The following is a 21890-nucleotide window of genomic DNA, read 5'->3' on the forward strand; positions in this document are numbered from 1 at the left end:
AATATAAATCTGTTAAATCCATCTCCTCAATAAATTGACTTAGCAAACGCACCGAATCATCATCTGGAATCATGTACTCAATATTTAGTGGAAGTTTTAATTGATAATTTCCACGATTTGAAGTATAATTTTTATGTAAATTAATGTGTTTTGTCATATATTAATTTTACCATAAATCTTTCACTCTTCCGAGTGAGAGATTTATTTTTTTATACAAAAAACTGTCACACTAATTTTTTTAGTGCGACAGTCCCGTTATGCATGCTCTATTTTGAAAGCAAACATACGTTCGCATGTAATAGTATTGTCTGGAATATAGGAGGTACTATATGAATAGTTTTATAGGTTGGATAGATGGAAAGAAACTTTTAAGAAAAGAGATAGTTAAAAGATTTTCTGAAAAATTTAATAGATACATAGAGGTATTTGGAGGAGCAGTATGGGTTCTATTCTCAAAAGACAAACAAGCTAATATGGAAGTATACAATGACGTAAATGGTGACTTGGTAAATTTATTTAGATGCGTGAAATTTCATTGTGGAGAATTGCAAAGAGAGCTTTCGTTTATGCTTAATTCAAGAGAATTGTTTTATGACTTTGTAAGCCAATACAACACTAGGGGAATGACAGATATACAAAGGGCAGCACGATTTTTTATGCTAATTAAGACAAGCTATGGAAGTGACCATAAATCTTATGTATGTGTTAAAAAGGATATTAATGTAGCAGCTAAATATCTTACAGATATTCAAGAAAGACTCATAGGAGTAATTATAGAGAACAAAGATTTCCAAGATTTAATCAAGGTATATGACAAAGAAGGTGCCCTTATATATCTGGATCCTCCATACTATGGTACTGAAAGATATTATCAGAATAAGTTCTCAGAAGATGATCATGTAAGATTGTGTGATTGTCTTAAGAATGTGAAAGGGAATTTTATTCTTTCATATAATGACTGTGAATTTATAAGAGATCTATACAAAAATTTTAATATAGACGAAGTCCAAAGAAACCATAATCTTGTAGGAAAATATGAAGGTAAATATGAAGGTAAATATGAAGGTAAAGAGCATAAATATAGTGAACTGATTATTAGAAACTATTAAAAAATTAAATTTCATAAAATAGGATAAATTTATCCTATTTGCGTTATAATATAAATATATTATAGTTGAGGAGGGACTCAAATGCTTGTTAATACAAATAAAATGATTTCAATATCAGAAGCGAATAAGAATTTTTCCAAGGTAGCAAAAATAGTTGATGAAGATAAATCAGTTGTTATAATGAAAAATAATAAACCTAGATATGTTATTTTGAATTTTGATAAATTTAGTAAAGAGGCATCATCTGAGGATCAAACCCTTGATAAAATTGCTGATAAAATTTTAGATGACAATATAGAGGCGTTTAAGGAATTAGCAAATAGATGAAGTATATAGTAAGATAGAGCAAGAGAATGTAGTTAATTGAATAAAAAGTCATGAAAAAGGTACTTTTTAATAATAAGTGCCTTTTATTTTGGTAATCTAAATAAGAATAAAGGTTACTTAAAAACAGTGGTGTGACTTTGTCTTAGAAACAAATCATATTTACACCATAGTTTTAGATTGATACATATAACAATATTTTATTATAGATAGAAAGCCTTTATAATCAGGGGCTTGCAGAAAATCATATATAATTGTAATATATTAAAAATAAAATTAGGAGTTCGATTCTCCTAGGGACTACCAAAGATGAAAGAATGGCTCAACTACAATGGCTGAGCCATTTCTATTTTTATGTAGTTTACAAAATCTTTAAAATATTAAGAATTAATTTACTTATATGACATCAAATTGTAACAAATCATTTATATACTTGAAACGACGTAAAGAATTGTTTTAATGATAATAGTTTATTCATATGTAGGGCACAAAAGTAAATTAATATCCTGTCTGTGTCTGCGGTTGCAGGGCACGTAAAATTTAAATGCAACCATCACAAGATAGTATATTAATTGATTTCCTTTAAAGCATTCTAATACAAAATAGGCACCTATTATTTAGGGTGTCTATTTTGTATTCTGGATTGCTTCACTATATAGTGGCATAAATAAAGGTAGCTGGCAATTTATTTAGAACATATAAGTTTTTACTGTGACTCTTATAACCTTTTTAGTACGAAATATTTCGAAAATATGATAATATTAACTCATAGGATTGGTATATGAAAGATTTTATGGGGGTGTAAAATGAAAAAGGTAGTATTGGTAATCTTATCTTTGTTTATTATGCTTACAGGTTGTTCTATAACAAAAACACAACAGACTAGTTCGCAAAAACAAGCATCAGAGTCACAGCAGTTATTGCAACCTAAGCAAGTAGTGGAAAATTATTTTAAGTATCTTAATGAGAAGAATAAAAAGGCTTTGTTTACAACAATAACTGAATGGCAGAAGGCGCCAAATGTGGAATGGGGATTTGATGTTCGTGAATATATTAAGCTTATTTCTGTTAACGAAGAAACGAATCCTGTCTTTAAAGAGGGGTATCTATCTAATGGTAGAGGAAGTATTAATGGTGTCAAGAAAGAAAATGTAAAAGTATATAAAGTTGACTATGATGTAAAATACAAAGAAGATGCTATTACAGCTGAAGACAATGGGAAAAATACATCATGGTTCTTCGTAGTTAGAAAAGATAAAAATTCACCTTGGCTTATAGATTCACAAGGCCAGCCTTAATTTTATGTAGAATCAAGAGCTGATGGTAATATGGAAATAGATCTAAATAGAGAAAATTATATTACTATTAGTAAATTTTAAAACTTAATGATAGGTTAATAAAGGCTGTTAGAGGGACAAGTGGCGTAAGAAATTTGGAACTTTTGAAATCATCAGTTGAAAATTCTAAAGCTGCTTTTTAATAATAAGTGTCTTTTATTCTGGAAAAATAGCTGGATTTATACTTCAACTTAAGTTTGTTTTCCCAAAACTTAAGTAAAGAATATATTATACTATTAAAAAACTTCTAATTCGTGCTAAATAAAAATTTATATTGAATAACTAATGGTATTAATTATTTCTTGTTATTGAGAACAAGTTTTGCAAAAGCTTCATATGATGAGTCATCGATTACTGTTACATCCCTTAGTTCTTCAGAAACAGCCCTAAAAAAACATGATGGGAGTGCACCATCATTTAGACAAATTTTAATACAGAGATTACAACCTTGGTCATGATTACGTGGGTTAAACTTACAACTATAATTTTTACATGTACAAAAATCAGTATTAGCCATAAAAAGTTCCTCCTTAAATGAGCAGCACGAATTAGTTAAGTATCAAAGAAAAGTATAATAAATTATAAATGATTACTCAATTATATAACAATAAGTTGTTACCTTTTTTTCATAAAAGGTATTTAAAATACTATATCAGATGTATAAATACTAACTATAATATTATAAAGTGGTTATTATACAATGAAATTATCTAAATGAATTTTGATTCTCACAGCAATGTAATATTTTTATCAATAAGTTTGCAAATCGATGCTTTTACGCAGATGGTAGATGAAAACATGATTAAACAAAGATAAGCACTAGTTAAAGCCAGAGCTTATTCTTATATTATTTACATGATATTCAAAAAATAAATAAATAATTTACTTGTATGACATTAAATCGTAACAAATACCGTATATACTTATAAGTGTCCTAAGGAAATAGCCTTAGCGAAAATGAAAATAATGCATTTACATATATGAAAGAAAAGTGAAGGTAGTTATCCTCCTCGTGTCTGTAGTTGCAGGGCACGTTAAACTTAAGTGCAACTGCCACAAGAAAGTATATAAAATTAGATCCCCAATTATTATTGTAGAATAGGCATCCGTCATCTAGGGTGCCTATTTTGCGTAATAAAAATGAAAATATTAAGAATCAGGGACTTAGTTATATATTGTTTGTAGGAAGTTTTATTAATATTTTAGTTTATTTAAGTTATATGGTATTAGTATTATTTAGGAACAGTTAGTATAATTTTTATAGGAGGTGTACTTTTATGTCAAAGTATAAGGATCTTATAAGTGAAGCTCAAATACATATAGCTGATAATGAAATTGCTAAGGTTGAAAGAATACTAATAAGGGAAACAGGAGCAGAAGAATTAAGGTTTTCATGGTGGAAGTATGAAGGTGAGAAACCCATGTTTATTCCTAGACCACTAGATTTACCAGAAGAGCAGTGGGTTGAATTATTTTATGAAGCAGTAAAAAATAAAGTAGTTACTCAAAAATTTATTAAAGGAATGATAAAGGTTTTAGCTAAAGGATTAGAATAATTTTATTGGTTGAAATAGATTGAGAGTTTTGGAGAAATTCAGGACTCTTTTTTAGTATGAAATATTTCAAAAATATGATAATATTAACCTACGTAATTGGTATATGGAAGATTTTATGGGGGTGCAAAATGAAAATAGCAAAGCTTATGTTAATTTCGTTAGCTGGTGTGTTAGATATGCTTTTAATTGTTGCTCAAATATTAATAACAACCACGAACTTTAAATGGTCACCTTGGTATGACCCTGAAAATGGTATGGGAATATTTATATTGACATTTCAACTAAAAACAATTGTAATTGTTTTATCAATTTTGTGTATAAACCTTATTATAAAGGAGACAAGATTAAATATTAAAATGCTTTTGATAAGCTCAGTAAACCATATTGTATTACTTTTCAGTTTTAGTTTATTAGATGTAAGTTGGATACTATTTAATATGGTTCTTATAGGAATTATAGTAGTATCTATTGCACTTATAATTAAAATATTCTGTAATACTATAAGAGGTTTTTATGTTTGTAAATCGGTGTTTTATGGAAGGTTGAATTTGCCGTGGAAAAAGTAAGTGACCTGTCAAACAATAGTTTTAATTTAGAAAGAAACTTAAAGGAGCAGGGAAATACAAAGTATGATTATATCTTATATAAATAAAAATAAGCACTGGTTAAAGCTGGTGCTTATTCTTATATTATTTACGGGATATTCAAAAAATAAAAATGAAATAATAATTTAAGGGAGGCTGGGCCTCCCTTTTTGTAGCTATACTTTAAATGCTTATTTTCAAAAAATGCATTTTATATGCTGGCCATGAACTTTGGTAGGGTATGTTCAAAGCCTCAAAAGAATGATGAGATATTAGTGGCTTATTGTGTAAGAGTGATGTAACTATTGTAGAATGGAAAATAAAGCCTTTGTTATCTTCAAAAAATATAAGATCGCCTGGTTTAAGCAAAGAAACATTTTGAACTTCTAAACCTTTAGCACCGGGCAAGTGTGATGCCTGATTTATTTTCAAGTACCAGTAAAGAGAATTTGCTACTGCCCAAGATATAAACCAAGTATCTCTATTTATATTTATGTCACTATGTCTATACCACCAAGGGTTTCTAGTACTATAATTCATAGGTGCACCACCGGCGTGTAAACATTGAGAAACAAAATTAGCACAATCACCACTAGTGTTATTATTTGTTAGAGGAAAATATCTATAAGCAGGGTTAGGTTTAAGCGCATATATAATGGCGTATTTTACAGCATCAGCCCTGAAATATTGATTTTGTCTAAATGAGTTCATATTAATCTCCATAAAATTATTTATAATTATATTTTATGTAGCAATAGAATATTTTTTGCATACTAAGACGTTAAGAGTTTAGGATATGTCCAAGGATATTTTAGTACGAAATATTTAAAAAATATGATAATATTAACTCATGGAATTAGTATATGGAAGATTTTTAAACTTAAGTGCAACTGCCACAAGAAAGTATATAAAATTAGATCCCCAATTATTTGTAGAATAGGCATCCGTCATCTAGGATACCTATTCTGCATATAGTAAAAGTAGAGTTGAATTGTTCAATGAATTTCATCCTTTTTTATACTGTAATACTAATGCAATTTAAATTTTTGTTAAATCGTCTTACATTAAAAAGAACTTATTCAATAAGAAGCAGCATATAATTATATTTATTACAATAATAATTACAAGAATTAACAAATACAAGTAAATTTAAGCATTGAAATTGCTATATTTAGCGATAATACTTTCAACACGTTGGTTTATTAAAAGTAAGTAAAAGTGTAAATAGTGTTTTTAAATGGTAAATCAAGTTAAATCTGTTTCGAATATATAATTAGGGGTGATAAAATGAGAGTATATCCAATTATCAAATCTAATAATGAATTTTGTAGGAATTTAAATAGTGAATATGAAAATAGACATAAAAGAAATAATGGGATGGGTATGTTGTTTTATGAAATGCTAGAAAAACATATATTAGAAAATACATATGAAAAAATGGAAAATGCGAAAAAAGTAATAGAAAGTTTATATTAAGTTAAACTAGATGCTCACAAGATTATATTTGTTCGAATAATATGTAGGGGTAAATATTAAATATCGGAGGAATTTTAGTGGGCTATTATGTTGAAGTGGAACCTTGGGTGAAAATTTATGTGGAGGATATTAATCCTAATGGAAATAAAACCATAGTGTTTTTACATGGTTGGCCTGGAAATCATAATTTATTTGAATATCAATTTAATGTACTTCCTAAACATGGATATAGATGTATTGGCATAGATCAAAGAGGATTTGGTAAATCTGATAGACCATTTATAGGTTATGATTATAATACACTGGCGGATGATGTTAGAAAAGTGGTGGAAGCTTTAAAGTTGAAAAATTTTATGTTAGCAGGTCATTCTACAGGAGGAGCCATTGCTGTTAGGTATATGTCAAGGTATAAAGAATATGGCGTATCAAAACTTTTGAACTTTGCAGCAGCAGCTCCTAGTCTTATTAAACGTCCCAATTTTCCATATGGACTTGATAAGAAAACTGTAACTAGTATTATTAGTCAAACATATAATGACAGACCTAAAATGTTAAGTGATTTTGGTGATATATTCTTTTTTCAGCATATAACTAAACCTTTTGCTGATTGGTTCTTAAGTTTGGGATTACAGGCAGCAAGTTGGTCAACTATTGCAGTAGCAAATACATGGATACGAGAAGAACTGTTTAATGATTTATCCTCAATAAGTGTTCCAACATTAATACTACATGGAATTCACGATAAGGTTGTACCTTTTGAATTGGGAGAAGTGCAAAACAAATGTATTAGAAATTCAAAACTCATACCATTTAAATATAGTGGCCATGGATTATTTTATGATGAGAAAGATAAATTTAATGAAGAATTAATGAAATTTATCGAAGAATAGAATTTAAAATTTCTATTAAAATGTTGTAATTAGTAGATTTTGATTAGGCGCCACCAATTATTAACAAATTGATGGCTTTAATATTTTGTGTTATGCAATGTTTTCTATGAATGGTAGTTTTTGTACTGACTTAATCCAGAAGCTATTTTTTCACATTCGTCAAGACAAGTAGAAACTTGGTTTAACTGGGTATTTATTTGATTTTTAATATTAGAATTTTCCACTTCATCTGCAGCCATTTGCAAACCTTGCTGAGCACTTTTCAATGATTCTTTTACTTTATGAATATTATTCCTTGCTTGTGAATTCATATATCAATTCCTCCCTTATCATCTACTTTGATTAATATTATTTACAATATAGAAAATATAATACTAAAATTTTTGATCGAATTCACACTAAGCTATATTGAGTGTTTTACAGACATTTTTGTATTAAAAATAGAAAACCTAAATGAACAAATTAGAAGTTTGATGAATACTTTAAAAGTGGGGCATTGGTATATCCAAAGTTAGATATTTAGAGCATATTATTGAACAACTAAGATAAATTTAAAGTGGAGGAAAATGATATGATTAGCGTAAATGATATTGTAGCCATAGGTGGAGTATTAGTTGGTGTAATCGGAGGTATATTTGGGTTAACACCTTATTTGAAGAAAAGGAATATTAATGTAGACAAGGTATTAAGCACAACAGAACAAGTTTTAACTGCAGCAGAACCACTTATAAAAATTTCAGAGACTTTACCTGCTCTAAAACCTGCTGGAAGTTTGATAGATTGGATAGAACAGAAAGCAAAAGCAGGTGTAAAAGCAGCTGAACAACTATATCATTCAGGAATATTAAAAACTGATGAAGACAGATTTAAGGCAGCTCAGAACACGGTATATGCTGCACTTAAGGAAATTAATGTGGAACCTACAATGAATCAAAGAAAGCTCATTAGTGATTTTATCCAAGAGGCAGTAAATGACTTAGGACATGCTATTCCTACAGAAACTGAAAAAAATGCACAAATTCAAAAGGCTCAGCAAGATTTAGCTGAAGTACAAAAAGAAAATGAAAAATTGAAGCAAAAACTAGCTAATATACAGAATACTGTAACTCCTGTACAAAAGGCTGATACAGCAGCTGAAGGTAATGTATCATAAACAGAGTTCAATAAGAAATAAAATCTAGAGTAGTGTAAAAGCTATTTTAGGTTTTATTTTTGTATATTAACTGTAATGATTTCTTTGCAAAAGATAAATTCTAGAAAAGGAATTTTTAATTCAATATAGAATACTATTTAATACAAATAACAGATAATGTTATTGCCATAAGCTAGGTGACAGTCATATAAGGGTAATACTTAGTATAGTAACATACACTAAATATAAGTAAAGGGGATGGATAATATGATTTTGGGAATTAGTGCAAGCGGCAGAAAAGATGGAATTACCAGCAAGACAGTGAAAGCTATATTGGAAGCAAGTAATTCAGAGTATGAATACATTTCATTATCAGGCAAGAGAATTAATGGTTGTGTTGGATGTACACTTTGCGCCGCCGATAATCAGTGCAAAGTTAAAGATGACTGGAATGAAATAGCAGAAAAAATGTTAATGGCAGATGCAATTGTTTTTGGTGCACCTAATTATGGATGGACTATAAATGCCCTTGGTCATGCATGCTTGGAAAGAACTTTTTGCTTTCGACATAGAGGAGTTTTTAGTCTATCCGGCAAGATTGGTATAGCAGTTAGTTCTAGTTATAGTGAGCAAGGAGCCGGTTTAGTCAATATGATTATAAAAAAAGCTATGATGGGTAATAAGATGTCAGTAGTTGGTACTATATCCGCTCATGGATATTCCCAATGTTACACATGTGGATTTGGTCACAAATGTAGTGTAGGGAATGTGGTTAAGAAACATGGTCCTTTGGATAAAATCGAAAAGAAACATCTTCCGCCTAGTTTTGAAGAGCAGGAAGATACAATCCTTCAAGCTAATAGTATGGGAAAATTATTGGGGTCTTTAGGAGTCTGAATAAAGAATAATGCAAAATAAGCACTGGTTAAAACGGGTGCTTATTTTGCATTAGAAGATTCTAAATTTATTAATCAGTTTTTTTTAGCTGCTCAAGCATGTCCATAATAAGAAATGATAATTGTAATTGAAATATAGTCTGATAGTCTGTAAAGTTTAGTCCTGTCAATTCTACAATTCGATTAAGTCTATATTTTATTGTATTATAGTGAGTAAATAATGATTTAGCAGTTGGTACAATTTCTAACCTATTGGTAATATATGCTTTTATAGTTTCTAGTAACATGTGGTATTTGTCTGATTCTAGCTCTTGCAAAGTTTTTATAGCTGGATGAATCAAAGGTGACAAATCCTTTTGATTGGCATAAGTCAAGAAAACGTGTTGAAGAATAATATCTGAATATTTAATAATGGGTTTAGAAAAATGTAATTTCCAACCGGTATGCAGTGCTTCACAAGCAGAACGGTAACATTCAGGCAATGAATAAAGATTGCTAAATAGCAAGCTAATACCAGCACGACAATTAAAAGAATCTAATAAATTTTCAAAATTAGTCCATTCAAATTCTGTGAATGGTTCATTTGATTTATAATCATAAAGAGCTACAAGGTGATTATCGTAATATACAATGTTATCTCGTCCCAGGAAGTTTTGAAGTTTTCTTTTAAATAGAAAAGCTTTGTCTTTGTCTTGTAAAAGGTCATTTTTTAGTTCAATAACTATCAATATCAAATTATCATATAACTTCAAATTAAATTGGTGTATGCGCTCATTAATTGCATTACGATCATATAATTTTTCATTTAATAGGGATGTTAAAAATGATTCTATTAGGGGAGAACAAGAAGCTTGTTCTGCATGATTATTAGTTAAAAATTGGCAAAGACAATTTCCTATGAGTGTAATAATCTGTTGATCAGTTTCAGATATTGACTTATTATATGCTAATGTTTTAAGATATCCTACAGGAGTATTATTGTATAAAATACGAAAAACTAATTGGTCATGATTTAAAATACCCTTTTCCCATATTAAAAGAGGTTTTTGCGGATATGTTCTTTCATCAGCTAATCCATCCATCATTACAGAGTTAACATATTCTTCTGTTACATATCCTTTAGATAATGTCCATTCCCATAAAGGTTCATTAATAACGGTGTTACCGCCAGCATGAGCAATAAAACAAAGTGAAACATCTACCAACAAGAGAGGATTCCCTAATAACTCCAGGCCTAAATCAAGCACTTCCTGCAAAGTGGAAGTATTCTTATTTAATTGCATAATTTTGAGAGCACATTCAGATACATACATAGCATTATCAAAGTAATCCTGTACTGAGTTAAATAGCATATTAAGGTTTGTACTAGGTTCAACGTAAATATAGTCACATTTATGGGCTAAAGAATCGTATGCAAAAGTGTCACTATCCTTTATCAGTAAAAATGTTGTTGGTACAGTTGTTTGAACAGATGCTAGTTGAGAAGCTTTACCTATGTATATACAGTCTGAATGTAAGTTACTTAAATTGTTATTTAACAAACGAAAAGTACGCACCTCATGATAACATTTACATACGGAAGTTGGTTTAAATTCTGAAAGAAATTCTAATAAGCTGCTAATTTTTACTGCCATAATAATTCCTCCATAATATAGTCTTTATTAAATTATATAGTAAGTAGTGTAAACAAGCAAGATGATAGGTGTCTAAACATGCGATATTATAAAGTATGTTGCAATTTATTGCAAATTAGAGGTAATAGATTATCAATAAATTATAAAAATAAAATGCAATATATTTAATGATAATAATTTAACAATTTCACTTTTAGACGATGCATTGAAAGGTAGGTACGTGATAAAATTAGTTTAAGAAATAACCCTACTGTATGAAAGGAGAGAAATATTTATGGAAAATGCAAAAAGTAAAATTAAGTTAGGAATTTACGGCATTGGATTATTAATGATGGGTGTTATCGGCATTTCTAGTTCTTTATCGACAATAGGAGCTAAATTTCCTGAAGCGTCACAAACGATGATTCAGAATCTAATTTCAATACCATGCATTGTAATTATACCTACAACTATTGTAGTCGGCAAGCTTATGCAAACGATTTCTAAAAAGAATATTGCACTAGCAGGAATTATAATTTTCCTTATAGGAGGATCAGCACCTGCATTTATGACATCTTTCACAACTATTCTAGTTATGAGAGGGATACTTGGTGTTGGTATAGGCATATGTCAAGTTGTTAGTACTGCAATTGTTGCTGATAATTTTAGTGGAGTTGAACAACAAAAAGTACAGGGGACATTACAAGCAAGCCAAATGGCAGGAGCAGCTATTATGGTTTTTGCAGGTGGGTGGCTGACAGAAGTGAGATGGAATTATGTATTTTTCGTTCATTTACTTGCAATCATATCACTTATTTTAGTAGTAGTTATGGTACCAAATACAAAACCGGAAAAAATGACAACAACAGGTGATGTGCAAAAAACAAAGCTTACAAGTGCTACATGGGGATGGGTTATATTCATGTTTATCCTATTTATCAGTGTACAAGTATATTCCATTTCATTGTCGTTTCTTGTAACAGAAAAAAATCTTGGAACTGCTGCAGATTCAGGACTAGGGTTAGCATTCTTTGCAATTGGCGGTATTATTATGGGATTGTTATATGGCAGCCTGGCAAAGAGGACTAAAAACTGTGCAATTGCAGTTGGCTGTTTGATGCTGGCAATAGCTTATGTAGTCATAGCATTTGCTGGAAGTATGATTGTGTGCCATATTGGCAGCATACTTGTTGGTATGGCCGTTTCTGCTGCTTTACCTGGTATTTTTATCAATACAGGGATGTCTGTAGATGGATTTTCAGCAGGTATGGCAATTTCAGTTGTGACCTGTGCACAAAATTTTGGCCAATTTTGTTGCCCATATATTATTAATCCAATTTCCGCATCAATTAGCGGCGGCCACAGTGTAAACTTTATGTGTTTTATCATAGGAGCAATTGTGGCAGCTGCCTTAACTATACTGATGTTGGTTTGGGGTGTTAAAAAAAATAGGCAAGTAATTTAAAAATATACAACTTGGAGGGAGAAAAGATATGTATCAAAAATTATTTTCGTCAAAAAATATTGGATCAATGACTGTGCGAAATAGAATAGTTATGACTGCAATGGGTAACCATTTGGCAGAAGCAGATGGAAGTGTTTCAGAATCAGATGTAGCATTTTATGGAGAACGAGCAAAAGGTGGAGTAGGTCTTATAATCACAGAGTGTGCTTGCATCAATTTAGAAATTGGAAAAGGAAATTGCAGGCAGATAGCAGTAGATGATGATAAATACATTGAGGGATTGAAAAGAATGGCAGATGAAATTCATAAATATGGCTCAGTGGTAGCTGTTCAAATCTATCATCCAGGGCGTCAGGGAATTGCAGTAATTAATGGAAATACAACCATGCAAGCACCTAGTGTTACAGAATGTCAGGTGGTTCATCAACCAACTCATGAGATGACAAAAGAAGAAATTAGAGATACAATCGATAGATTTATTCAGGGAGCTAAAAGGCTGCAGAAAGCCGGAATTGACGCAGTTGAACTTCATGGAGCACATGGTTATATGATTGGTCAATTTTTAAGCCCGTATACGAATAAAAGAACGGACGAATATGGTGGAAGTTTTGAAAACCGTATGAGATTTTTAGATGAAATTATTGCAGGAGTTCGTAAGGAGTGTGGATCAAATTATCCTATTATTGTAAGATACTCAGCAGATGAGTGTATGGGTTATGCGGGATATCCGGAATTAGGAATACATTTAGATGAAGGAGTAAAGATTGCAAAGCATTTAGAGGCACAAGGAGTTGATGCACTTGATGTAAGCTGTGGTATTTATGAAACAATGAATACATCCTGGGAACCAGTTGGTTTTGATCAAGGATGGAAAATTAATATTCCAGCTAAGATCAAAGAGTCAGTTTCTATCCCGGTAATTGGTGTATCTGTTATTCGTGAGCCAGAATTTGCAGAGAAGGTTCTTGAAGAAGAAAAAGTAGATTTTATAGGATCAGCTAGACAATTCTTTGCTGACCCAGAATGGGGAAATAAAGCACAACAGGGAAAAGAAAAAAGTATTAGAAAATGTATCTCTTGCTTGTATTGCATGGAAACATTAATGTCTGCAGATATGGGATCAGCACCTATGGCATGTGCAATTAATTATCAGGGAGGCAGAGAAAATCAGTATGGGGACCATTGTTTGAAGAAAGATGGTAAGGGACATATAGTTGTAGTTATTGGTGCCGGACCATCAGGAATGGAAGCAGCTCGCATATTAGCAAAACGTGAATTCAAGCCAATTGTTTTTGAAAAGAATTCTAAGGTTGGTGGGCAAATTGTATATGCTTCTAAGCCGCCTAAAAAAGAAAAAACAGCATGGCTAATTGATTACCAAAAAGGGCAATTGGATGAACTTGGTGTCGAGGTAAAAACAAATCATGCACCAACAATAGATGAAATAAAAGCATTAAATCCCTATGCAGTATTTGTTGCACAAGGCTCTAATCCTATAATGCCAAAATCTATTCCAGGACTTGATGGAGAAAAGGTTTATACACCAGTAGATATTTTGAGTGGAAAAATAACACTTAAAGGTAAAAAGGTTGGTGTTATTGGTTCAGGCATGACAGGAATTGAGACTGCAGAATTGTTGGGATCACAAGGCAATAAGGTAACAGTATTTGAAATGGCAGATGAAATAGGGCCGGGAATATTCTTTCAAAACCTGATTGATGTTATGGGAAGAATAGCAGAACGTGAAATTAAACTATATCCAAAGAATAAATTGGTAAAAATTGATGGAACTACTGTGACAGTGGAAACGACAGATACTAATGAAATTAAAAATTTTGATTTTGATGCAGTAGTAGTTTCTTTGGGAACAGCATCTAATAAAGAATTGGTAGAAGAAATAAGGAAAGCATTTGACAAGGTTGTATTGCTTGGCGATGCGGCAAAGGCAGGGCGTATTGAGGCAGCTGTTGGCAGCGGATATAAAGCAGCATTTGAATTATAAAAATAATAGGCTAAAAAAGGAGGAAATGATAAATGTTAAAATCAGGAATTTACACACAACTATCACCAGTACTTTTTGGAAATGGAACTTTACAGCAAGTAGGTAAAAAAACAAAAGAATTGGGTATGAACAAAATATTATTAGTAACAGATAAGAAAATTTCAGAAATTGGTTATGCAGAAAAAGTAGCTAATATTATAAGAGAGGAGGATGTGGAAGTTGTTATATGGGATGGTGTAGAAACAGATTGTCCGGATTATACAGTAGCAGCGGCAGCAGCTATAGGTAGAGAAAAAGCAGTTGATGGTATTGTAGGAGTTGGCGGCGGTAGTACGCTTGACAGTGCAAAAGCTATTGCAGCAGTAATTCCAAATGGTGATGAAGTATTACAGGAAATTGTACTTTATTTAACCGGTCAAAAGAATTATGCTGTAAAGCCGCTTACAATGCTATTAATTCCTACAACTTCAGGAACAGGTTCAGAGAGTACCTTTGTATCAGTTATTTCCTCGGAAACAATGCAATGCAAGATTGGACTTCCGTGTCCCCCTGATTATGCAATTGTAGATCCAGAACTTACAGTTGGATGTCCGGCATTTATTACAGCATTTACAGGAATGGACGCATTTTCACATGCCAACGAAGCATTAACGGAAGGAAAAAATACATCACATTCTGATTTGCTAGCTTACGAAGCTATTAGACTAATAACAAAATGGCTGCCAATTGCAGTAAAAGATATAAACAATGTACAAGCAAGAGAAAATCTAGCTTTGGCAAGTAATTTTGCAGGTATTGCATTTAATGAGTCAGGAGTGCATATGGGACATTCAACAGCACATGCTTTGGGGCATATGTACCATATTTCTCATGGTATATGCTGTGCATTAGTAACTCCAGCCATTATAGAATTTGCCGCTAAAACATATCCTGAGAAAATGAAAAAAATTGGAGAAATAATGGGAGTTACTTTTTCATCAGAAGAACCAGAAGCAATTGGAAAAGCAGTAGGTAATGCAGTTAGAAAGTTGTGCAAAGAAATACAAATTCCTTCTTTTAAAGAGCAAGGATTTACAAAGGAACAGATATTAGCGGCAAAACCAATGATTTATAAAGAACCATTATGTATGTCATTTGGAGGAACAATTATGGAACAGGATGTAATTACGACATTAGAAACGTTATATGACGGCTACCAATAAAAGCTCATCGTTTCCTTTAGATTTTGCAAGTATAGTATAGTAAAGAAAAACACTCGATTCAACGGGTGTTTTTCTTTTACTGTTTTAAGGTAGGAAAGATTTGAATTCGTTAGAAAATTTACTTAAGGATATCATAAAAATAGATGTACGTTTCGTATATATAATTAGGGGTGATAAAATGCGAGTACATTCAATTATCAAATCTAATAATGAGTTTCATAGAAATTTAAATAGTGAACATGGAAATGGACATAAAAGAAATAATGATACTGATATATCGTTTTATGAAATGCTAAAAAAATATATATTAAAACGTATTGATAAAAGTAATATTATATTGCAAAACACCAAAAAATAGAGTGGATGTACGTATCCACTCTATTTGTCATACATAATATGTTTTACAATATATTTTCCATTTGTTAATATTTTGCCATAAAAGTATAATCTATGAATATAGAATTATCATTTTTGAAAAAAGTTACTGGTTAGTTCTAATAAAAGATGATAAACTTAGTATAGAATATATGAGTTAAGGAAGGATGAAAGGTAAAATAATGAAAATAGAAAATTTAAAAGTATATGATCTAGAAGAAAGCATAAAAGCAAGTAAATATCCTATGGCAGTAGATACAGATAAATGCAATTCTGATATTACAAATACAGTTAAAAGTTTGGCTAAATCACCTAAAGGAGAAGCTCATGATCAATTTTTGTCAGGAATACGTGTTGCCTTTGATTTAACATTTACTAATAAGGCATGGGTTGAATTGGAAAGATATAGATTTATTACTTTCGTAAGCAGTCAGAGTACAATGCATAGAATATCGAAATTTGATTTATCCAAGCAGTATAATGAATATGTGGACAAAAGAATTATTGATATAATAGAAGAATTAAAGAATACATACAATAAAACTCAGGATAAAGAAGATTATTTAAAGCTTTTATACTCTAATCCTGCAGGATTTGAACTTACTGCAAGATTAACTACTAATTATAGATGTTTAAAGGGTGTATATAGCCAGAGAAGGAATCATAGGCTACCAGAATGGAGAGAATTTTGTAAATGGATTGAAACTCTACCATATGCTAAAGAATTGATAATTTAAAAAGAGCGGCTAACCGCTCTTTTTTATAAAATGAAAAATTTATAATGCAGATATTTAAATCGTAAATATTGGATGCTAATTAAAAAACGTAAATAATATAAGCAATATAGCCATAGGAATAACTGCAAACACAACTAATAATGCAGGTGGTATGTCATCTTCCTGTACAGGCCTATCATTAAGTTTATTTAATTCTTCAGTTGGTGGCTGTACAGTATGATCTTTTTCTATTGATTTTTGTCCTAGAGAACCTAAGTTTGCCATCAATATACACCTCCTTATATTAATTTTATACTTAAACAAAAATTTTCTTTTCATTAATTCCCATTCAAGTATACGTTTACAGGATATCCACATTTTAGTTAAATAAGAAATAGTTTAATATATTTCTTATTTATATTATATACAATTGTTTCCGATTTGTGAACATTATTTAAATTATTTATAAAATTTAATTTCGCCAAATTTAGAATGATTTTTTAAATTATACCCCTTAGAATTTAGCGTGAAATAGGTATCCGTCATTTAGGATGCTTATAGTTATTTCTTAGGATAAAATTCTATTGTAGATATTATATCATATTGAAGATATTTTAAGCTTATCATAATTATGAGGTAAGTTCATTTTGATGAAAAGAACAATAAAATTATGATAACTTCCTATTTAGATAGGATATAATATAATTGCAAGAAAGTAGTGAAAATGGATAAACGGTGTTATATACACTTTTTCCCTACATGACAAGGCATAAGATCATCTTATATAATAGTAACATACTAAAAATTTTTGGGAGAAGGTTAAAAAGTAGTATGAAAAGAATAAATGAAATTTTTAGTGATTATGAAACAGAAGGTAACATAAATGCTGCCATTGTAGAATCTGTAGTCTTAAGTAAAAAAACTAAAACTTTAGAAATGAAAATTAACTCAGATAAGTATATTGAAATAAGAGAAATCCAGCGACTTAATAAATTTATAAGAGAAAGGTTTTCACTAAAGAATTCTAAAATTGCTGTAAAGTATGCTGAAGATACGGATAAAAAACCCATAGAAGATGAGTTGAAAAATATTATATTTTTTGTGGCAGATAAGCATCCTGCTTTAAGAGCAGTACTCTTAAATAATAGTGAATATGAAGTGAATGAAAATACCATAAACTTCAATTTAAAGATTTCAGTATCAGAATTTTTAAAATCTATGGATTATGATAAAAAGATCTCTAAGGCTATAAAAAGCATGTACGGTACAGAATATAAAATAAACTTTGTTGATAAATTGGGAAGTGAAGAATTAATAAAGTTTGAAGAGGATAAACGTGAAAGCGAAATGCTGTTTATTAAGAAGGAAATTAATAGTATACGAAGCAATAATGTTTCTAAATTGCCAAATAAGCCTGTAGAAAAAAATCAGGAAATGAAAACAGAGACCCATAGGAAAAAAGCTAATAATCCATTCTTGATATTAGGCAGAAGTAGTAGTATTAGGGAGCCTGTAGTAAAAATTACTGATATTACACCAGATGAAGGCAGGATAGCTATACAGGGTGAAATATCCAACATGGAGGCAAAGGAACTCCGAAGCGGAAAAATACTAATTTCCTTTGATTTATATGATGGTTCAAGTTCAATGACCTGTAAGGTATTTTGCAAGCCCGGTGAAGACAGTGAGGTATTATCCAGACTTAAAAAGGCTAAGGGTATTAGGCTTTCTGGGAATTCAGGTTATAGCAAGTTTTCTCAGGAAATTGAGATTATTGCCAATACTATAATTGAAACAGAAGGCATGAAGAAAGTTCAGAGACAAGATAAATCTGAGGTGAAGAGGGTAGAACTTCACATGCATACCCAAATGAGCCAGATGGATGCTATGACTAGTGCTACTGATTTAATTAAAAGAGCTATGAGCTGGGGGATGAAGTCAATTGCCATAACAGATCATGGAGTAGTGCAGGCTTTTCCTGAAGCACATAAACTTTTAGGAAGAGATAATCCAGATATGAAGATTATATATGGAGTTGAGGCCTATCTGGCACCGGATAAAAAGCCATCTGTAATAAACCCTAAGGGACAGAGTATTGATACTACCTATTGTGTATTGGATTTGGAAACCACAGGATTTTCGCCAGTAACAGAAAAAATTACTGAAATAGGAATCATGAAAATCAAGGATGGAAAGGTAATAGACACATTCAGCTGTTTTGTAAACCCTGAAAAGCCAATTCCATTGAGAGTTGTAGAGGTTACAAATATAACTGATGATATGGTAAGAAATGCAGAAAACATAGAGCAGGTATTTCCTAAAATGCTGGATTTTATTAAGGATAGTGTTTTGGTTGCACATAATGCTGAATTTGATGTGGGATTCTTAAAGCATAATGCCAGAATTTTAGGTTGTGACTTTGATTTTACATATGTAGATACTTTGTCCTTAGCACAGGAGGTCTTCCCTGATTTTAAAACCTATAAATTAGGAAGAATTGCTAAAAACCTTGGTATAAAGGTGGAAGTTGCCCATAGAGCTTTGGATGATGTGGCAACTACTGTTAAGGTGTTTAATGTAATGCTTGAAAAGCTAAAAGAAAGGGGAGCAGAAAACCTTAAAGATATAGATATATACGGCCGTGATGAGGCAGCTAAAAAAGAAGAGTATAAAAAGCTTAAAACTTACCATGCAATAATACTCGCAAAGGATTATGTGGGATTAAAGAATTTATATAAGCTGGTATCTTATTCCCATTTGGATTATTTTTATAAAAAACCTCGTATATTAAAGAGTCTGTATAAAAAATATTCTGAGGGTTTAATTCTTGGTAGTGCCTGCAGTGAAGGAGAGTTGTATCAGGCAATACTACTGGGAAAATCCGATGAGGAAATTGAAGAATTAGCAAAAGGATACGATTATTTGGAAATTCAGCCTCTAGGAAATAATGATTATTTAGTAAGGACAGAGCAGGTACCTGGTAAAGAATATCTAGAGGAAATTAATAAAAAAATTGTAGCCCTGGGAGAAAAATTAAATAAACTTGTAGTTGCTACAGGAGATGTTCACTTCATGGACCCGGAGGATGAGATATACAGGCGTATACTGGAAGCAGGACAGGGATTTAAGGATGCAGATAATCAGGCTCCATTGTATTTAAAAACTACAGAGGAGATGCTTGAGGAATTTTCATATTTGGGAAAAGAAAAGGCCTATGAGGTGGTAGTTACAAATACCAACAAGATATCAGATATGTGTGAGCCAATTAGTCCTATTTCACCTGAGAAATGTCCACCGCACATAGATGGCTGTGAACAGACTATTAAGGACATTGCTTATAAAAAGGCTCATGAACTGTATGGAGATCCACTTCCAGAAATTGTTCAGTCCAGGCTGGATAGGGAGCTGGAATCTATTATAAAAAATGGCTTTTCTGTAATGTATATTATTGCTCAAAAGCTAGTATGGAAATCAAATGAAGATGGCTATCTAGTGGGTTCTAGGGGATCTGTTGGTTCCTCTTTTGTAGCAAATATGACCGGTATAACGGAAGTAAATTCTCTGCCACCCCACTATAGGTGTCCTAAATGCAAGTATTCGGACTTCTCAGATTACGGTGTTAAAAATGGATTTGACTTACCGGATAAAGTATGTCCTGTTTGTGGAGAAAAGCTAGCTAAGGATGGTATAGATATACCTTTTGAAACCTTTTTAGGCTTTAATGGAGATAAGGAGCCGGATATAGATTTAAACTTTTCAGGAGAATATCAGGCAAAGGCCCATAAATATACGGAGGTTATCTTTGGAAAGGGCACAACCTTTAAAGCTGGAACTATAGGTACTATAGCAGAAAAGACAGCTTTTGGATACGTAAAAAAGTACTTTGATGAAAAAAATATTCCAGTAAACAAGGCAGAAATAACTAGAATTTCAGCAGGTTGCACGGGGATAAAGAGAACCACCGGACAGCATCCGGGAGGAATTATAGTTGTGCCAAAGGGGCGTGAAATCTTTGAATTTTGCCCTGTACAGCATCCTGCAGACGATCCTAATTCAGATATTATAACGACGCATTTTGATTATCACTCTATTGACCAGAACTTATTGAAACTTGATATACTTGGACACGATGATCCCACAGTTATAAGAATGCTGCAGGATATAACTGGGGTGAATCCCCATGAGATACCTATGGATGATAAGGAGACTATGTCTATATTTTCATCTACGGAAGCTTTAGGAGTAACACCGGAACAGATAAATTCTAAGGTAGGAACCTTTGGTATTCCTGAATTTGGTACTAAGTTTGTAAGGGGGATGCTTGTAGATACAATGCCAAAAGCATTTTCAGATTTAATATGTATATCAGGACTTTCTCATGGTACCGATGTGTGGCTTGGAAATGCAAAGGACTTAATTGATGATGGAATAGTTACATTAAGTGAGGCTATATGTACCAGGGATGATATTATGATTTATCTTATCAAAAAAGGTCTGCCACCAAATAGTGCCTTTAAGATAATGGAGCTGGTACGTAAAGGAAAGGTATCGAAGCAGCCTGAAAAATGGGCAGAGTATGAAGCTTTAATGAGAGAACATAAAGTGCCAGAATGGTACATAGATTCCTGTAAAAAGATAAAATATATGTTTCCTAAAGCTCATGCTGCAGCTTATGTAATGATGGCATTTAGAATAGCCTGGTTTAAGGTTCACATACCAAAGGCTTATTATGCAGCATACTTTACTATTAGAGCAAAGGCCTTTGACAGTGAATTTATGATATTTGGAAAAGAAAAGGTTATAGAAAAGATGCGAGAAATTCAAATCATGGGTAATCAAGCTACTCCTAAGGATAAGGATATGTATGATGACTTAGAGATAGTTTTGGAAATGTATGAGAGGGGATTTAAATTCTTACCAATTGATTTATATAAATCTCATGCTACCAAATTTATAGTAGAGGAAGATGGCTTAAGGCCACCTATAAATAGTATATCTGGCATGGGAAATATCGCAGCAGAAAGTATATTTAGTGCAGCACGAGAAGAGCCATTTAGTTCTATAGAGGATGTAAAGAAACGTGCTAAAATTGGAAATTCTGCTGTAGATTTACTTAAAAAATTTGGTTGTTTAAAAGGTCTTCCAGAAAGTGATCAAATAAGCTTTTTTGATGTAATTTAAAAGATAATTAAAAAAACCAGGGATTTAAAATA

20 protein-coding genes are annotated in these 21890 nt (G+C 31.6%); 15 read left to right on the top strand and 5 right to left on the bottom strand.

Going from position 1 to position 21890, the window contains the following annotated elements; all coding sequences use genetic code 11:
* The first annotated feature begins 329 nt into the window (after nucleotides 1-329).
* The 3 genes from WY13_RS08510 (at nucleotide 330) to WY13_RS08520 (ending at nucleotide 2731) form a co-directional block, all read left to right on the top strand.
* Complete coding sequence (locus tag WY13_RS08510) at nucleotides 330-1109, top strand: DNA adenine methylase (protein WP_063555270.1); 780 nt, start codon at nucleotides 330-332, stop codon at nucleotides 1107-1109.
* An 81-nt stretch (nucleotides 1110-1190) separates the two neighbouring features.
* Complete coding sequence (locus tag WY13_RS08515; protein ID WP_063555271.1) at nucleotides 1191-1436, top strand: type II toxin-antitoxin system prevent-host-death family antitoxin; 246 nt, start codon at nucleotides 1191-1193, stop codon at nucleotides 1434-1436.
* Between the two features lie 803 nt (nucleotides 1437-2239).
* Nucleotides 2240-2731 (top strand): DUF4829 domain-containing protein, encoded by a 492-nt coding sequence (locus WY13_RS08520; RefSeq protein WP_063555272.1) that lies wholly within the window; start codon nucleotides 2240-2242, stop codon nucleotides 2729-2731.
* 334 nt (nucleotides 2732-3065) lie between these two features.
* On the opposite strand, the gene WY13_RS08525 is transcribed toward WY13_RS08520, so the two are convergent.
* Entirely contained in the window at nucleotides 3066-3287 is a 222-nt protein-coding gene (locus WY13_RS08525; protein WP_023162117.1) for a DUF6485 family protein, read from the bottom strand.
* A 760-nt stretch (nucleotides 3288-4047) separates the two neighbouring features.
* Between WY13_RS08525 and WY13_RS08530 the strand changes: the two genes are divergently transcribed.
* Both WY13_RS08530 and WY13_RS08535 read left to right on the top strand, forming a co-directional pair.
* Complete coding sequence (locus WY13_RS08530) at nucleotides 4048-4326, top strand: hypothetical protein (RefSeq protein ID WP_063555273.1); 279 nt, start codon at nucleotides 4048-4050, stop codon at nucleotides 4324-4326.
* A 128-nt stretch (nucleotides 4327-4454) separates the two neighbouring features.
* The gene (locus tag WY13_RS08535; RefSeq protein ID WP_063555274.1) at nucleotides 4455-4892 is read left to right on the top strand and encodes a hypothetical protein; all 438 of its coding nucleotides are present in this window, start codon (nucleotides 4455-4457) and stop codon (nucleotides 4890-4892) included.
* A gap of 201 nt (nucleotides 4893-5093) precedes the next feature.
* On the opposite strand, the gene WY13_RS08540 is transcribed toward WY13_RS08535, so the two are convergent.
* On the bottom strand, nucleotides 5094-5627 hold the full coding sequence (locus WY13_RS08540) for an amidase domain-containing protein (protein WP_431602451.1): 534 nt from the start codon (nucleotides 5625-5627) through the stop codon (nucleotides 5094-5096).
* Nucleotides 5628-6197: 570 nt separating this feature from the next.
* Between WY13_RS08540 and WY13_RS08545 the strand changes: the two genes are divergently transcribed.
* Complete coding sequence (locus tag WY13_RS08545; protein ID WP_063555276.1) at nucleotides 6198-6386, top strand: hypothetical protein; 189 nt, start codon at nucleotides 6198-6200, stop codon at nucleotides 6384-6386.
* A gap of 77 nt (nucleotides 6387-6463) precedes the next feature.
* Entirely contained in the window at nucleotides 6464-7276 is an 813-nt protein-coding gene (locus WY13_RS08550; RefSeq protein ID WP_063555277.1) for an alpha/beta fold hydrolase, read from the top strand.
* Between the two features lie 104 nt (nucleotides 7277-7380).
* Here the strand turns inward: WY13_RS08550 and WY13_RS08555 are convergent, their stop codons facing one another.
* Nucleotides 7381-7587 carry a hypothetical protein gene (locus WY13_RS08555; RefSeq protein ID WP_063555278.1) on the bottom strand — a complete coding sequence of 69 codons (207 nt, stop codon included), beginning with the start codon at nucleotides 7585-7587 and terminating at the stop codon, nucleotides 7381-7383.
* 260 nt (nucleotides 7588-7847) lie between these two features.
* Between WY13_RS08555 and WY13_RS08560 the strand changes: the two genes are divergently transcribed.
* Together WY13_RS08560 and WY13_RS08565 are read left to right on the top strand one after the other, a co-directional pair.
* Nucleotides 7848-8429, top strand: coding sequence for a hypothetical protein (locus WY13_RS08560; protein WP_063555279.1), 582 nt, complete (start codon nucleotides 7848-7850; stop codon nucleotides 8427-8429).
* Between the two features lie 246 nt (nucleotides 8430-8675).
* Complete coding sequence (locus WY13_RS08565; protein WP_063555280.1) at nucleotides 8676-9305, top strand: flavodoxin family protein; 630 nt, start codon at nucleotides 8676-8678, stop codon at nucleotides 9303-9305.
* A 70-nt stretch (nucleotides 9306-9375) separates the two neighbouring features.
* On the opposite strand, the gene WY13_RS08570 is transcribed toward WY13_RS08565, so the two are convergent.
* Nucleotides 9376-10938, bottom strand: coding sequence for a PucR family transcriptional regulator (locus WY13_RS08570; RefSeq protein ID WP_063555281.1), 1563 nt, complete (start codon nucleotides 10936-10938; stop codon nucleotides 9376-9378).
* A 274-nt stretch (nucleotides 10939-11212) separates the two neighbouring features.
* Between WY13_RS08570 and WY13_RS08575 the strand changes: the two genes are divergently transcribed.
* The 5 genes from WY13_RS08575 to WY13_RS08595 all read left to right on the top strand — a co-directional run bounded on the left by WY13_RS08575 (nucleotide 11213) and on the right by WY13_RS08595 (nucleotide 16698).
* Entirely contained in the window at nucleotides 11213-12382 is a 1170-nt protein-coding gene (locus tag WY13_RS08575; RefSeq protein ID WP_063555282.1) for an MFS transporter, read from the top strand.
* A 28-nt stretch (nucleotides 12383-12410) separates the two neighbouring features.
* Nucleotides 12411-14384 carry an FAD-dependent oxidoreductase gene (locus WY13_RS08580; RefSeq protein WP_063555283.1) on the top strand — a complete coding sequence of 658 codons (1974 nt, stop codon included), beginning with the start codon at nucleotides 12411-12413 and terminating at the stop codon, nucleotides 14382-14384.
* 32 nt (nucleotides 14385-14416) lie between these two features.
* On the top strand, nucleotides 14417-15586 hold the full coding sequence (locus tag WY13_RS08585) for an iron-containing alcohol dehydrogenase (RefSeq protein WP_063555284.1): 1170 nt from the start codon (nucleotides 14417-14419) through the stop codon (nucleotides 15584-15586).
* 100 nt (nucleotides 15587-15686) lie between these two features.
* Nucleotides 15687-15944, top strand: coding sequence for a hypothetical protein (locus tag WY13_RS08590; RefSeq protein WP_063555285.1), 258 nt, complete (start codon nucleotides 15687-15689; stop codon nucleotides 15942-15944).
* A gap of 184 nt (nucleotides 15945-16128) precedes the next feature.
* Nucleotides 16129-16698, top strand: a complete 570-nt coding sequence (locus tag WY13_RS08595; protein WP_242866399.1) for a hypothetical protein — start codon at nucleotides 16129-16131, stop codon at nucleotides 16696-16698.
* A 75-nt stretch (nucleotides 16699-16773) separates the two neighbouring features.
* On the opposite strand, the gene WY13_RS08600 is transcribed toward WY13_RS08595, so the two are convergent.
* Nucleotides 16774-16962 carry a hypothetical protein gene (locus tag WY13_RS08600; protein ID WP_063555286.1) on the bottom strand — a complete coding sequence of 63 codons (189 nt, stop codon included), beginning with the start codon at nucleotides 16960-16962 and terminating at the stop codon, nucleotides 16774-16776.
* Between the two features lie 546 nt (nucleotides 16963-17508).
* Here WY13_RS08600 and polC point away from each other — a divergent pair.
* Nucleotides 17509-21858 (top strand): DNA polymerase III subunit alpha, encoded by a 4350-nt coding sequence (gene polC, locus WY13_RS08605; protein WP_063555287.1) that lies wholly within the window; start codon nucleotides 17509-17511, stop codon nucleotides 21856-21858.
* The last annotated feature ends 32 nt before the right edge of the window (nucleotides 21859-21890 follow it).

This window comes from Clostridium ljungdahlii (assembly GCF_001636845.1).
In the GTDB taxonomy this organism is placed as follows: Bacteria; Bacillota; Clostridia; order Clostridiales; family Clostridiaceae; genus Clostridium_B; species Clostridium_B ljungdahlii_A.